We start from the raw sequence: 12,864 nt of genomic DNA on the forward strand, positions 1-12,864 counted from the left end.
ATAAGTTAAATAAGTTAATACTTAAGCTTGTACTCTTGCAGTATTTGAAGAGAGATTCTCAAGGACGTTTTTTGTCTGTGGTTCACTAATCATAGTTTGAACGATATTAGCTGCCATAATAACACAGCCTAGAATAAAAAAAGGCGTAGAAACAAAATAAATAACAGAAGACTCAAAAAGCGACATAGATGCAATACCTCCTATTAGAAATGAAGCACTGGATGCTATATCAAGATAGATCTTTGTTAACTTTTTTTGTCCTGGAGTGTTTTTTATGCCAGATTTCTTATTAAGATTCTGTTGTCGGGAATGATCATTTAGTGACCATATATTTAAAGCAAACGAAAGTGCACTGAATATAGTGCCGGCAATACTAAAATACAGACTTAAGACAGGAATATTCAAGACCAATGCCGCTATGTATCCAATGAAAGAGATAGTAGATAGTGTAGTAACTAAGCGTTTCGAGTAAGTTCGTACCTTCTTTCTGTAGGCTAACTTATCTTTTTCACCATACATAGCATAAATATTACCTAATATGTTATATTATAACATTAATTAATTCAATAAGCAATATGGAAGCTAAGAGTGCCCGAGAGAAGACTTGAACTTCCACAACTTAAAAAGTTACTAGCACCTGAAGCTAGCGCGTCTACCAATTCCGCCACCCGGGCTTTTTATAGTTTACTATGTTAAAGTTAAATAATATACTTAAACAATTTTTAGTTCAAAGGTAATGCCAAATCTAGATCAAATATTTTTTGCTCAAAACAATGTTAATATTAATAACGTATATAAAATAGTCAATAACGCTTTGAGCAATAGCGATGGTGGTGAGCTGTTTCTAGAATTTTGCCAGTCGGAGTCCCTGGTTTTTGAGGATAACATATTAAAACACATGGACTTGAATACTAGAAGGGGATTTGGTTTAAGGTCTTTTTGTGAAGATAGTACATCTTTCGTTTGTTCTTCTGAGATCAGCGAAAAAGAAATTAGTAATGCTGCTTCTATGGTAAAAAGCTCAGTGTCTTTAAACAAGACAAATTCAATAAATTTAAACGAAGAGACAAAAAGCCTATATTCGAGGATTAACCCTATAAATGAAATGGATCTGAATTCAAAGATTAAGCTACTCAATGAGGTTAATGAGTATGTAAGGTCCAAAAATAACTGCGTGAAGCAAGTAAAAATAACTCTAAGTGGAGAATGGCAAGTTGTACAAATAATAAAGGGTGATCACAGATTAAGCGATATCAGGCCTCTGGTACGTTTTAATGTGCTAGTCATTGTAGAAAAAGATGGCCGTACCGAAAGAGGTTCTGCAGGGCATGGTGGAAGGGACTCTTATAGTAAGTTTATTTCTGAGAAAAAGTGGAAAGAAGTTGCAAACCAAGCGTTAGAACAAGCACTGGTAAATCTTGAAGCAATTCCAACTCCAGCCGGAGAAATGACAGTCGTTTTAGGTCCAGGCTGGCCAGGAATATTGTTACACGAAGCCGTGGGTCATGGACTTGAGGGCGACTTCAATCGCAAAAAAGTCTCAGCATTTTCAAATTCTGTGGGTAAACAAGTAGCAGCTAGTGACATCACAGTAGTTGATGACGGAACTCTGCCCAATTTGCGCGGCTCTATCAGCGTAGACGATGAAGGCACTCCACCCAGTTATAATATATTGATAGAGGATGGGATCCTAAAAGGATACATGCAGGATCATATGAACGCTAAACTCATGGGTGTAAGCCCAACTGGTAATGGTAGAAGAGAAAGTTATAAAGAAGTTATTATGCCGCGCATGACAAACACCTATATGTTGCCCGGAAAGTATACACCGAAGGAAATAATATCTAGCGTAAAGAAAGGTCTATATGCAGTAAATTTCGGTGGTGGGCAGGTTGATATAACGTCAGGAAAATTTGTTTTTTCATCTTCGGAAGCTTACCTAATAGAAAATGGCAAAATTACACAGCCAGTCAAAGGGGCAACACTAATTGGTGACGGTCCAACAGTGTTGAAAAAAGTATCTATGGTTGGTAATGACTTAAAGTTAGATCCTGGTGTTGGCACATGCTCGAAAGATGGACAAAATGTGCCCGTTGGAGTTGGTCAGCCGACACTCAAAGTCGACGCAATAACTGTTGGTGGAACTGAGATATAGATAAGGGCTAAAACGGATTCCAGCGCACGGCGCACAGCTGTACAAACATTATGATTTGGAAGCAATTGCCACCAATAGGGTGTCATCCCAGTGTCTGGGCACTGCCTTTGTGTTTGAGGCAAAACTGGCTATAACATTTAACACACTGCTTTCGCAAATAAATGTTCGTACAGTTATGTGTCAGCTACTTGGATGACACTTTTGTACTTGATGCAAGATTATATCTTGAAAAAATTAAGTTTTAATGCTATAAAATAATTGTAAATTTTGTCTCCGTGGTAGCTTTATGAATGTTGAAAGTAAAAAAATACACGATGCTAAAATAAAATTACCAATATTTCTTGATTATCAATCTACTACTAAAGTAGATCCCCGTATTTTAGAGGTGATGATACCTTACTTTGGTGAGTTCAGCAATGCACACTCTCGCAGCCATTCATTTGGTTGGACTGCTGAAGAAGCAGTGGAAAAAGCAAGGAAACACATCGCTGATCTGGTGAACGCAGATAGCAAAGAAATTATCTTTACCTCAGGTGCAACTGAGTCAAATAATACAGCAATCAAGGGCGTTGCTCACTTTTATAAAAATAAAGGAAATCATATAATCACTGTCTGCACGGAGCATAAGTGTGTTCTGGATTCTTGTCGGCATCTGGAAAATGAAGGCTTTAAAGTTACATATTTGCCTGTTAAGCAAAACGGAATTATAGATTTATCAAAGCTTGAGGAAGCAATTACTGATCAAACAATCCTGGTTTCAGTGATGATGGTAAATAATGAAATCGGAGTAATTCAGCCTGTCAAAGAAATTGGTGTAATATGTAGAAAGCATAATATATTTTTCCACACAGATGCAGCTCAAAGCTTTGGAAAAGTTCCAATTGATGTTAATGAGATGTGCATTGATCTTATGAGTCTCTCTAGCCACAAAATTTATGGACCTATGGGAATAGGCGCATTATATGTACGTAGAAAGAATCCTCGTGTTAGGCTGATACCACTAATTAGTGGTGGTGGACAGGAAAGAGGCATGCGTTCTGGAACAGTTCCAACACCTCTTGCAGTTGGTTTTGGTGAAGCGGCACGTATTGCTAGAGAAGAAATGAAAAAAGAAACAACTAGAGTGGAAGAATTAAGGGATATTTTGTATAACAAGATAAAAGAAGCGTTTCCTGATATCGTTTTAAATGGTGATTATGAAAATAGAATTCCTGGCAACCTAAACTTGAGCTTTCCCTATGTTGAGGGTGAGTCTCTCATCATGGCAATCAAGGATTTAGCAGTAAGTTCTGGTTCTGCGTGCACGTCTGCGTCTCTTGAGCCTTCCTATGTAGTACGGTCGCTAAATAATGGCCATGACCTTGAGCATTCATCAATTAGATTTGGCCTAGGCCGATTTACAACTAGAGAAGAAGTTTTGTATGCAGCAGATCTTGTTGCTAAAAATGTTGGCCGACTGAGAGAAATGAGCCCACTTTGGGAGGTGGTACAAGAAGGAGTAGATTTGAACACCGTGAAATGGGACTCTCATTAAATGTATCCGTTCCAACTGCAAATGCACTTTGAAATTACTCTGTACCGTTCACACTTAATTCTTCAATCTCACTAATAGAAAGGCCAGTAAATTTGACAATAGTGTTGACATCAACATTGTTAGCCAGCATTGCTTTTGCGACTTCGATTTTTCCTTCGATTTTTCCTTCCTCTTTACCGATTTGGATGCCTCTTTCTTCGCCAATTTGGATGCCTTTTTCAGTAGCAAGATCAAGTCTGTATTCAAGAATGGCTTCTTCTTTGCGTAGATCCATTATTCTTTCCTCGTAAGCTACTAAATCTTTTTCATTCCAGCTAAACCTGTCTAATTCATCGTAGGCTAACTTTATTATCGGTGCTTTTTCTGCTATTTTCCTTAAGTCTTCTTCCGTAGTTTCATCTGCATATTTGAAGAAAAATAACCAACGATCCACTATGCTTTCTAGCTGTTCTTCCTTATTCTTAGGAAATTTAGGTAGTTCAATAAATACAAATTGAAAATCTTTTAAGTCATGCTCATTGGTTTTCTCATCTCTTATAGTGTGGCTGGATATATAATCAACTTCTTCAGGAAGTAAGTTACAATTTGATATAGCAATAAAGAAGATTTTCTTTAAATCAATGTAGTTGCCAGATTTATCTAATTGTCTTGAGTAAGCCTTAGCAGCATACAGTTGAGCTCGTTTTTCGAAGCCTTTATCGCGAGTAAGCTGCATTTCAATCACATACCTGGCCCCACTAGAATCCCTGCAAAGAACATCAACTATACTTTGTCTCTCGGAGACAATTTCAGGATTCAAAATGGTGCTGATAAATTCTATTTCTTGTATAGTATTATAGCATTTCTCATAATAGTCCAAACAGGTCATAGGAAGGCAGAATCAACAGCACGAAGAAAGGATTCGAATAGAGGAATGTTTTTCCTGGCTCTGTTTTTTATAGCAAACCAATGATGCTCAATTTTGTTGAAATCTGGAGAATAAGGCGGCAGATACAAAATTTCTGCACCAACCCCTTTAGCAAGCTCGATAATCTTATCAGACTTATGAAAAGTAGCATTGTCAAGAATGACAGTCTGTCCAGGTTCCAAGATCGGTGTCAAAAATTGCTCAAACCATCCATTAAAAACATCCATATTACAGTGGCCTTCAAAGGTTAACGGAACAACTATCTTTCTTCCACTTAAGGCTGCAACCATACTGATTCGTTGAGTTTTCTTTCCAGATTTTAAGGCATAAAACCGCCGTCCTTTCTGGCAATATCCGTAGGGGTAGTCTTCGGTGTTATCAATGCCAGACTCATCTATATACACTAAGTTTTTAGGTTCTTTTGTCGCTATAATTTTCAAAAATTCAGCACGTTTTTCTTCGTTTCTTTCCTTGTATCCATATGTCTTTTTTTGCGCGTAAATCCAATTTTTTTAAGGGCTCGATAGATCGTTTGGATACTAACGTTGTTCCAAAGTTTAGCCATTTCCGATAGAGTCTTTCCTCCGTGTTCTCTGGCAAATTTGGCAAAGGTATCCCAGTCGGTAATTTTGTGATTGTAACCCCCATTTCCAAGTTTTTTTGATTGAAAGTCTCCTGTTTCTTTTCTTCTTTGCTGCCACTCCCATAAAGTAGTTCGTCCAATCTTAAATCTTGCTGCCACTGTTTCTCTGCTTTCTCCTTCGTCTAGCGCTTCCATTGCTTTTTTTCTTAAATCATAACTATATGCTGCTGGCATTCAACCTCCTTATCATCATCTATCCTTATCCTATCACATCCGGACTTTTATCGAAAGAGCTATAATATTTATATGATGTACTTACTTATAAATATCTTTTCTGTGTCCTATCTCTGTGATAACCACTTCATATTTTATAATATTTACGGAATAGATAACGCGATAATCACCTACCCTTAATCTTCTTTGTCCTTTAAATCTGTAATATAATGGCTCACCAAGGTTAATGGGATCAACTGTAAGGCGCTTATTTATCGCATTTATGATCCTTAATCTTATTGTTTTTGGAAGAGCTGGAAGGTCTTTCTCAAGAACGCTTTCTATGAAGATAATATTGTATTCCAGTCTACATCCTCACTTCTAATTTTCTTTACACCTGAAACATTACGTTTAGCAGCACGCTCAATTAGTATTTTATCTTCCTCATTTTCAATTGCTTCTTGTATTAGCTTCTCTGTTAGTTCTTTAATGGACTTATTTCTTATTTTAGCCAGTCCAGCAAGACACTCTGAAATTTCGTTGTTGAAAGTTATGCTAAATTTTGAGTTTGCCATATATTTTACCTAAAATCTACTAATAATTATACAACATTTTTCTGAATTTTTCAATAAAAAAAGTTGCCTATACGTAAAGAGGACCTGTGTTGACAAATAATTAAACATTTGTCATGTACTATGTTTGTTAAGGAGAAATAGCACAGAAGTTAGTATTAAGTATATTAGGAATAAGAAAGGCTGCGCCCAGTGTCACACACTGGAATAACAGGAAAAAACGAACTGCTATACTAAAAAAAAAGAAATAGAATATGACAGAATGGCTAATATCTAATCAGCTTATTGATTATAACTGTGCTGTAAAATCCATGGAAGAGAAAATTCAACAAATTCACAATAATTCAGCAGACGAATTGGTATGGCTACTCCAGCACCCTCCACTTTATACTGCAGGAATCAGTGCAACAGCTGATGATATTGTTGAAAAACTATTTCCCATATATAAAACAGGAAGGGGTGGTAAACACACATATCATGGTCCAGGACAGCGCATTATATATTTAATGTTAAACCTTAAAAAAAGAAACAAATGCGATATAAAGCTATATATTAGAGATCTAAGTAAGTGGATCATAAATGTTTTAAAGCAATTTAATATACTTGGAGAGTTTAAAGAAGATAGAATAGGCATTTGGGTAAACCATAACGGAGTAGAAAAAAAAATTGCAGCTTTTGGTATTCGCTTAAGAAAATGGGTAACTTATCATGGCATAGCGCTTAACGTCTTTCCAGACCTCTCTCACTATAAGGGTATTATTCCTTGTGGGTTGCAAGGTTATGGCGTCACGTCAATGGAAGAACTAGGAGTGAAAGTTCCACTCTCTGAATTGGATGATATACTAAAAAAAGAGTTTTATAAGATATTTTAATGATTGTTTATCTTTTATATTTCATTCTCACTTTATGTGCTAACACAAGTATTCATGCAATCGACCAAGTTGATATTATTGCTCCTTCCTCCAAGGGAAAAGAATCAGATCTGACTACCATAAAAGAATATGTAGAAGCTTTGGATTTTAATCCCCATATTTCGGAGAAAATATATAGTAATGATAATCCATTTTATTCCAACTCTGATGAATTCAGAGCAAATGATTTGGTTAGTGCACTAACCGGTGATAGTAAAATAATCTGGTGTATCAGAGGAGGAGAAGGGGCTTCTCGGTTAATTCCCTATCTAGAAAAGTTACCCAATGATAAAAAAGAAAGGATTGCTCAAAACAAAAAGATCCTCATAGGCTATAGCGATATAACTGCCTTGCACATCCATCTACAAGCTAAATATGATTGGCAAACTCTTCACGGCACCATGTTGGAAATGATAGTAAATAACTCCGTTTCTGAAAGCTCTGTTGAAAAATTGAAAGAGTTAATTCTTAACAAGCGGGATTCTATCAGATTTGATAACCTAAAGACGATAAATAATGGCATTAGACTAAAAGATGGCAGATTAAAGTCTAAAATCATCGGTGGTAATATGACTTTAGTTGAAAACAGTATAGGAACTGTTTGGCAAATAAATGCGAAAGGTAAAATTCTATTTTTAGAGGACATAAGAGTCTACCCATACGCAATAGAGCGCAGTTTAGATCACCTAAAACAAGCTCACATCTTTGATGGAGTACATGCAGTAATCTTTGGGGATTTCGTTAACTGCTATAACGATAACCTTGTTGAAGTTATAAAAGAAAGGTTTGCAAAAAGTGTTAACTTTCCTGTATTTACAATGAAAGGGGTAGGCCATGGACATACAAATGATCCTTTACCTTTTAACACTCACGCTATTATTAGCGTTCAAGACGAAAAAGAAGGTTTGTTTTTTATGGACGTGCAGAATTTAGCTAATCTTATAGCTAACGCGAGCTCTACGTCATACCGCCGCAGTATCTCTTAGCCGCTAACACGTACTTAACCGTCATACCGCGATTCATTCGCGGTATCTCATCCGCTAACAAGAGATCCCGCTAACATGTAGCGGGATGACGAATTGCTTAACCGTCATTCCGCCGCGGTATCTCTTAGCCGCTAACACGTAGCGGGATGACGGTTGTCAGGGTGTCATGCAAGTAGCTGACTACTTGGATCTGGTAGACTCAAATCACAATGCCCGTAAAGCTGCGACCCTAGAGCTATAGCATTTCTCATAATAGTCCAAACAGGTCATAGGAAGGCAGAATCAACAGCACGAAGAAAGGATTCGAATAGAGGAATGTTTTTCCTGGCTCTGTTTTTTATAGCAAACCAATGATGCTCAATTTTGTTGAAATCTGGAGAATAAGGCGGCAGATACAAAATTTCTGCACCAACCCCTTTAGCAAGCTCGATAATCTTATCAGACTTATGAAAAGTAGCATTGTCAAGAATGACAGTCTGTCCAGGTTCCAAGATCGGTGTCAAAAATTGCTCAAACCATCCATTAAAAACATCCATATTACAGTGGCCTTCAAAGGTTAACGGAACAACTATCTTTCTTCCACTTAAGGCTGCAACCATACTGATTCGTTGAGTTTTCTTTCCAGATTTTAAGGCATAAAACCGCCGTCCTTTCTGGCAATATCCGTAGGGGTAGTCTTCGGTGTTATCAATGCCAGACTCATCTATATACACTAAGTTTTTAGGTTCTTTTGTCGCTATAATTTTCAAAAATTCAGCACGTTTTTCTTCGTTTCTTTCCTTGTATCCATATGTCTTTTTTTGCGCGTAAATCCAATTTTTTTAAGGGCTCGATAGATCGTTTGGATACTAACGTTGTTCCAAAGTTTAGCCATTTCCGATAGAGTCTTTCCTCCGTGTTCTCTGGCAAATTTGGCAAAGGTATCCCAGTCGGTAATTTTGTGATTGTAACCCCCATTTCCAAGTTTTTTTGATTGAAAGTCTCCTGTTTCTTTTCTTCTTTGCTGCCACTCCCATAAAGTAGTTCGTCCAATCTTAAATCTTGCTGCCACTGTTTCTCTGCTTTCTCCTTCGTCTAGCGCTTCCATTGCTTTTTTTCTTAAATCATAACTATATGCTGCTGGCATTCAACCTCCTTATCATCATCTATCCTTATCCTATCACATCCGGACTTTTATCGAAAGAGCTATAACTTCAGTACAACCTAAAATATCGTTCAAAAAATGGATGAGAATGTTCTTATTTTTTTCAGTGCCAAAGATTTTCTTGAATGTTAGGTCCAATTTTGGATCGAGGAATTTAGAAAAAGCCATAAGAAATCCACTTAGAAAGCATTAATAATTATACACACAATTATTCAACTATATTTTTGAAGATAGCTAGTTTCTGTATTTACTTTAAATTGAAGAAAGCTCAAATGAAAGATCGTGTTTTGCTAAAAATCACAGAATGCAGTCTGGTTACATTACTCTAGCTATACGCAACAACTTTACTTTCAACAATTTTATTAGCAATAATACGACTTTCATAATCAATATTTATTATATCAGATAGTGAATTAATATCGGTATAACTACCAAAACTTTCCATTGTTGATTCCACTACCTCTACTATTTCCAAAAAGCCGATTCGTGACTTCAAAAATTCATTAACAGCTATTTCATTTGCAGCATTGAGCACAATACTGTTTGTTTGTGGAGTAGAAGAGTTTAACACTTCCATGCTAAGCTTTAGCGCAGGAAAACGCTTATGGTCTGGCTCTTGAAAGGTCAATTTTCCTTGCTTTGTTAAATCTAATTTACGATTTAAAGCTGATCTTTCCGGCCAAGATAGAGCATATGAAATAGGAATTGCCATGTCAGTTTCTGCAAGCACAGCAAAGTTGAACCCATCCTTATAAGTTACAATTCCATGTACTATTGACTCAGGATGCACTATTGCTTCAATTTTATCCGGGCTGATATTAAACAAGTTATGTGCTTCTATTATCTCTAGTGACTTATTCATCATTGTTGCACTATCAACCGAGATTTTCTTTCCCATATTCCAAGTGGGGTGACTAAGCGCCTGATCTACCATGATATTTCTTAATTGCTCAAGGCTATAATTTAAGAATGGTCCACCAGAAGCAGTAAGTATGATCTTTTCTACGCATTTGTCGTCATTTTGCAAAATTTGAAAAATTGCATTGTGCTCAGAGTCAATAGGGATTATTTGTACATTTTTTTCTTTAGCTTTTTTGAGTAATAACTTTCCACCGCAAACAATGCTTTCTTTGTTTGCCAATGCAATGACTTTGGTACCGCTTTCTATAACTTCCATAACTGGCTCAAGGCCTGCAACGCCAACTATTGCAACAACTGAGAGATCAACAGGTATAGCAGCAACATTTGTAGCACCAATTGCTATTTTTACATCTGTACCAAGTAGACTTTCTTTCAAATCTTTGTAAAGTCTTTCATCGGAGATAGCAACATATTTTGCATTCAGCAGTTTTGCTTGGTGTGCCAGTAGAGCAAAGTTCGAATGGGCACTTAGTGCTTCCACTTGGTATTCTTCTTTTCTCTTTGAGAGCAAATCTACAGTCTTTTTTCCAACACTTCCTGTTGATCCTAAAACTGAAACCTTTTTCACTAAGACAAACTCATAACAATAGCAACTTTTCTTATTAGGCCTTCTTCCAACTATTCAATAGTTTTTAAGCGTTTAACCAAGTTCATGTCCGTGGTCATCGCCAACAGATGGTGAAGGACCAGGTGAAAAAGATTGACCATGGTGATCACCTGCATCATGCATGTCTTGCAAACCATCAGCATTATGAGCTATTTCGTTATTGGCATGAGGGTAATCATCTGAGTGATGTCCATCATCACCATGAGCCATGTCCATTCCTTCTGATGGCATATCTTCCCCACCTCCACCTGAAAAATATTCTGCAAGGCCTTCAAGAAGTTTTATGCCAAACATATTACCTGACTTTCCAAACAGTGTTACTAAACTACTGCCACTCACCAAACCTTCAAACACATTATTATAAGCAGCAATTGCTCCTTCATGAAAGTTGAACAACCATTTCATTCCATCGACAACTGTTGAAACAGAGTCACTATGACCAAGACCAAAACCACTTTTCTCACCAGCAGCCTCTTGGTGTTGCTGCTGCGCTTGCCATTCTGCAATATTTGGACCTTGAGCTTCACTCATAAATTTTTACTCTCAACCTTAAGCTATTATTTTATCACAAATATTGCAAAATATCAATAGAGCTTTTGAATATAGCTAATACAAACAATTTCTGTCATCCTATATATAGCTAAACTGACTTACGACAATTTGAAAAACGACAAATTCGTCATTCCGCTACTAGTTAGCGGAATCTATGCCGAGATACCGCGAATGAATCGCGGTATGACGTGTTAGCTATAGGATCCAGTTTGAAAAAAATCTGAATTCCAATGTCCACTACCTTTTACAAAGTTAAAACTTAAAAATATGACTGTTAGCAATAGTGTATATATCTTTAGCTATATATAATGAATGAATTTTTTTATATATTCGTTATTAGTATTTTGTATTTCCTGAACAGTTCCATGGGAAATGATCTCCCCTTCATATAATACTGCTATTTTATCAGCTATTTTAAATGCACTATGAATATCATGTGTAATCGTGATAATTGTAGGGTTAAGATCTCTAGATAATTTTATTATTATCTCGTTTACTATATCTGACATAATTGGGTCCAATCCTGAAGTTGGTTCATCCAAAATAATGATTTCTGGATTGTGTGCAATCGCCCTTGCAAGTGCCACTCTTTTTTTCATTCCACCTGATAGCTCTATTGGAAACATATCTGCTATGCTTTCCTCCAGTCCAACATCATTTAACTTCTCGATTGCTAGCTGTTTTGCCTCTTTTTTGCTGATATTAAAGCGCTTTTTATAATTAAAAGATATATTTTCCCACACTGTAACGTAGTCAAATAAAGCGGAATTTTGAAATAAAACCCCAAATTTATTTTTGCTTTTACTATTTATTTTAACAGACCCTGAGTCTGGAGCAAGCAAGCCGATAATTGTTTTTGTTAATACAGATTTGCCGCTTCCTGAGCCACCAAGTATGACTAATGATTCCCCTTTTAATATATCAAAATTTAGATCTTTTAGTACTGTCCTATCATCAAAAGATAAGCTTAAGTTCAATATTGATATTATGGGGTTACGCATGTATCAAAGTAATCATGTAGTTTGCTAAAATGATCAGTATGGACGATAAAACAACAGTTGATGTTGTAGCAACACCTACTCCTCGTGCACCTTCTTTGCAATGGTAACCGTAATAGCAGCTTGAGACAGAAATTATGGCGCCAAATACAGTTGCTTTTATTAGCCCAGTTATAAAATCATACGTATTAAAGAACTGAGCTGTGTGTTTAATGTATATATTTAAATTGTGGTTAAATTCGAAGACTGCAGTGATACATCCTCCAAATATTCCTATTAAATCTGCACATACTGTAAGTATGGGAAATACTATGATTGACGCTAAAATCCTTGGTGCAATTAAATATTTAAAAGGGTTGATGTTCAAGGTTGTAAGTGCATCTATTTGCTCGGTGATGCGCATTGTACCAATTTCTGCTGCAACTGATGATCCAACCTTTCCTACCATTATTAAGCTGATCAAAACTGGTCCTAACTCTTTAATGATAGTGATCGTAACAAGTTTGGGTATTATCTGTTCTTGGTTAATTAATGGGTCACTCAAGCTACTTTGTAAAACTATTGCCGCTCCTATAAAAACTCCAGTGAGCCCAACAATTGGCAGAGAGAAAAAGCCTATCTCTATAATTTGTCTTGCTATGTTGCTAAAATAATATGGTGGCACAAGGCAGTGGTATAGAGATTGAATAAAAAATATGAATGCACTACCAAGCCTTAACAAAAAATTGATAAAGTACCTACCAATTATTCTAACACTATTTATATCAAAAAAGCTCACTTT

The 12,864-nt window shown here is 36.4% G+C and carries 15 protein-coding genes, 1 tRNA gene and 1 pseudogene; 5 read left to right on the forward strand and 12 right to left on the reverse strand.

Annotation, left to right across the window (positions count from 1 at the left end; translation table 11 throughout):
• Positions 1–21: 21 nt before the first annotated feature.
• Together OOL03_RS06480 and OOL03_RS06485 are read right to left on the reverse strand one after the other, a co-directional pair.
• The gene (locus tag OOL03_RS06480; protein WP_010962975.1) at positions 22–519 is read right to left on the reverse strand and encodes a hypothetical protein; all 498 of its coding nucleotides are present in this window, start codon (positions 517–519) and stop codon (positions 22–24) included.
• 70 nt (positions 520–589) lie between these two features.
• Positions 590–674, reverse strand: a tRNA-Leu gene (locus tag OOL03_RS06485).
• A 62-nt stretch (positions 675–736) separates the two neighbouring features.
• On the opposite strand from OOL03_RS06485, the gene tldD reads away from it, so the two are divergent.
• The 3 genes from tldD (at position 737) to OOL03_RS06500 (ending at position 3,689) form a co-directional block, all read left to right on the forward strand.
• Positions 737–2,155: a metalloprotease TldD gene (gene tldD / locus OOL03_RS06490; protein ID WP_010962974.1), complete on the forward strand. Its 1,419-nt coding sequence runs from the start codon at positions 737–739 to the stop codon at positions 2,153–2,155.
• 55 nt (positions 2,156–2,210) lie between these two features.
• Positions 2,211–2,351: a hypothetical protein gene (locus OOL03_RS06495; protein ID WP_153296798.1), complete on the forward strand. Its 141-nt coding sequence runs from the start codon at positions 2,211–2,213 to the stop codon at positions 2,349–2,351.
• Between the two features lie 90 nt (positions 2,352–2,441).
• Complete coding sequence (locus tag OOL03_RS06500) at positions 2,442–3,689, forward strand: IscS subfamily cysteine desulfurase (RefSeq protein WP_264707342.1); 1,248 nt, start codon at positions 2,442–2,444, stop codon at positions 3,687–3,689.
• A 34-nt stretch (positions 3,690–3,723) separates the two neighbouring features.
• Here OOL03_RS06500 and OOL03_RS06505 read toward each other — a convergent pair whose 3' ends face one another.
• From OOL03_RS06505 to OOL03_RS06520, 4 genes are all read right to left on the reverse strand, one after another.
• On the reverse strand, positions 3,724–4,557 hold the full coding sequence (locus OOL03_RS06505; protein WP_264707343.1) for an Rpn family recombination-promoting nuclease/putative transposase: 834 nt from the start codon (positions 4,555–4,557) through the stop codon (positions 3,724–3,726).
• Positions 4,554–5,413 (reverse strand): IS630 family transposase gene (locus OOL03_RS06510; RefSeq protein WP_264707019.1). Its coding sequence is split into 2 segments (ribosomal slippage): positions 4,554–5,089 and positions 5,089–5,413, totalling 861 coding nucleotides; the frame shifts between segments, so codons are not numbered across the junction. Before OOL03_RS06510 ends, OOL03_RS06505 begins: the two co-directional genes overlap by 4 nt.
• An 81-nt stretch (positions 5,414–5,494) precedes the next feature.
• Positions 5,495–5,758, reverse strand: coding sequence for a type II toxin-antitoxin system RelE family toxin (locus tag OOL03_RS06515; protein WP_080717643.1), 264 nt, complete (start codon positions 5,756–5,758; stop codon positions 5,495–5,497).
• Positions 5,734–5,967, reverse strand: a complete 234-nt coding sequence (locus OOL03_RS06520; protein ID WP_010081986.1) for a DUF6290 family protein — start codon at positions 5,965–5,967, stop codon at positions 5,734–5,736. The genes OOL03_RS06515 and OOL03_RS06520 overlap by 25 nt, the downstream gene beginning before the upstream one ends.
• Before the next feature lie 251 nt (positions 5,968–6,218).
• On the opposite strand from OOL03_RS06520, the gene lipB reads away from it, so the two are divergent.
• Positions 6,219–6,836, forward strand: a complete 618-nt coding sequence (gene lipB, locus OOL03_RS06525; RefSeq protein ID WP_264707344.1) for a lipoyl(octanoyl) transferase LipB — start codon at positions 6,219–6,221, stop codon at positions 6,834–6,836.
• Positions 6,836–7,861 carry an LD-carboxypeptidase gene (locus tag OOL03_RS06530; RefSeq protein WP_264707345.1) on the forward strand — a complete coding sequence of 342 codons (1,026 nt, stop codon included), beginning with the start codon at positions 6,836–6,838 and terminating at the stop codon, positions 7,859–7,861. Before lipB ends, OOL03_RS06530 begins: the two co-directional genes overlap by 1 nt.
• Positions 7,862–8,127: 266 nt before the next feature.
• Here the strand turns inward: OOL03_RS06530 and OOL03_RS06535 are convergent.
• From OOL03_RS06535 to OOL03_RS06560, 6 genes and pseudogenes are all read right to left on the reverse strand, one after another.
• Positions 8,128–8,987, reverse strand: a protein-coding gene (locus OOL03_RS06535; RefSeq protein WP_264707019.1) for an IS630 family transposase whose coding sequence is annotated in 2 segments (ribosomal slippage) — positions 8,128–8,663 and positions 8,663–8,987 — 861 coding nt in all. Because the reading frame shifts where the segments join, the coding sequence is not laid out codon by codon here.
• A gap of 63 nt (positions 8,988–9,050) precedes the next feature.
• Positions 9,051–9,173 (reverse strand): annotated as a pseudogene (locus OOL03_RS06540) (PD-(D/E)XK nuclease family transposase); the annotation flags it as partial.
• A 157-nt stretch (positions 9,174–9,330) separates the two neighbouring features.
• Positions 9,331–10,494 (reverse strand): 1-deoxy-D-xylulose-5-phosphate reductoisomerase, encoded by a 1,164-nt coding sequence (gene dxr, locus OOL03_RS06545; protein ID WP_264707346.1) that lies wholly within the window; start codon positions 10,492–10,494, stop codon positions 9,331–9,333.
• A gap of 72 nt (positions 10,495–10,566) precedes the next feature.
• Positions 10,567–11,064 (reverse strand): hypothetical protein, encoded by a 498-nt coding sequence (locus OOL03_RS06550; protein WP_264339621.1) that lies wholly within the window; start codon positions 11,062–11,064, stop codon positions 10,567–10,569.
• Positions 11,065–11,384: 320 nt separating this feature from the next.
• Complete coding sequence (locus OOL03_RS06555) at positions 11,385–12,086, reverse strand: ABC transporter ATP-binding protein (RefSeq protein WP_006279859.1); 702 nt, start codon at positions 12,084–12,086, stop codon at positions 11,385–11,387.
• Positions 12,079–12,861: an MlaE family ABC transporter permease gene (locus OOL03_RS06560; RefSeq protein ID WP_015589313.1), complete on the reverse strand. Its 783-nt coding sequence runs from the start codon at positions 12,859–12,861 to the stop codon at positions 12,079–12,081. Before OOL03_RS06560 ends, OOL03_RS06555 begins: the two co-directional genes overlap by 8 nt.
• Positions 12,862–12,864: the final 3 nt, after the last annotated feature.

It is taken from the genome of Wolbachia endosymbiont (group A) of Acrocera orbiculus (assembly GCF_947250015.1).
GTDB lineage: Bacteria > Pseudomonadota > Alphaproteobacteria > Rickettsiales > Anaplasmataceae > Wolbachia > Wolbachia pipientis.

Excerpts from the sequence above, each read along its gene's own strand:
- tldD (WP_010962974.1), top strand. The coding sequence starts at position 737 with ATGCCAAATCTAGATCAAATATTTTTTGCTCAAAACAATGTTAATATT.
- OOL03_RS06480 (WP_010962975.1), bottom strand. The coding sequence starts at position 519 with ATGTATGGTGAAAAAGATAAGTTAGCCTACAGAAAGAAGGTACGAACT.
- OOL03_RS06530 (WP_264707345.1), top strand. The coding sequence starts at position 6,836 with ATGATTGTTTATCTTTTATATTTCATTCTCACTTTATGTGCTAACACA.
- OOL03_RS06520 (WP_010081986.1), bottom strand. The coding sequence starts at position 5,967 with ATGGCAAACTCAAAATTTAGCATAACTTTCAACAACGAAATTTCAGAG.
- OOL03_RS06505 (WP_264707343.1), bottom strand. The coding sequence starts at position 4,557 with ATGACCTGTTTGGACTATTATGAGAAATGCTATAATACTATACAAGAA.
- OOL03_RS06555 (WP_006279859.1), bottom strand. The coding sequence starts at position 12,086 with ATGCGTAACCCCATAATATCAATATTGAACTTAAGCTTATCTTTTGAT.
- OOL03_RS06500 (WP_264707342.1), top strand. The coding sequence starts at position 2,442 with ATGAATGTTGAAAGTAAAAAAATACACGATGCTAAAATAAAATTACCA.
- lipB (WP_264707344.1), top strand. The coding sequence starts at position 6,219 with ATGACAGAATGGCTAATATCTAATCAGCTTATTGATTATAACTGTGCT.
- OOL03_RS06550 (WP_264339621.1), bottom strand. The coding sequence starts at position 11,064 with ATGAGTGAAGCTCAAGGTCCAAATATTGCAGAATGGCAAGCGCAGCAG.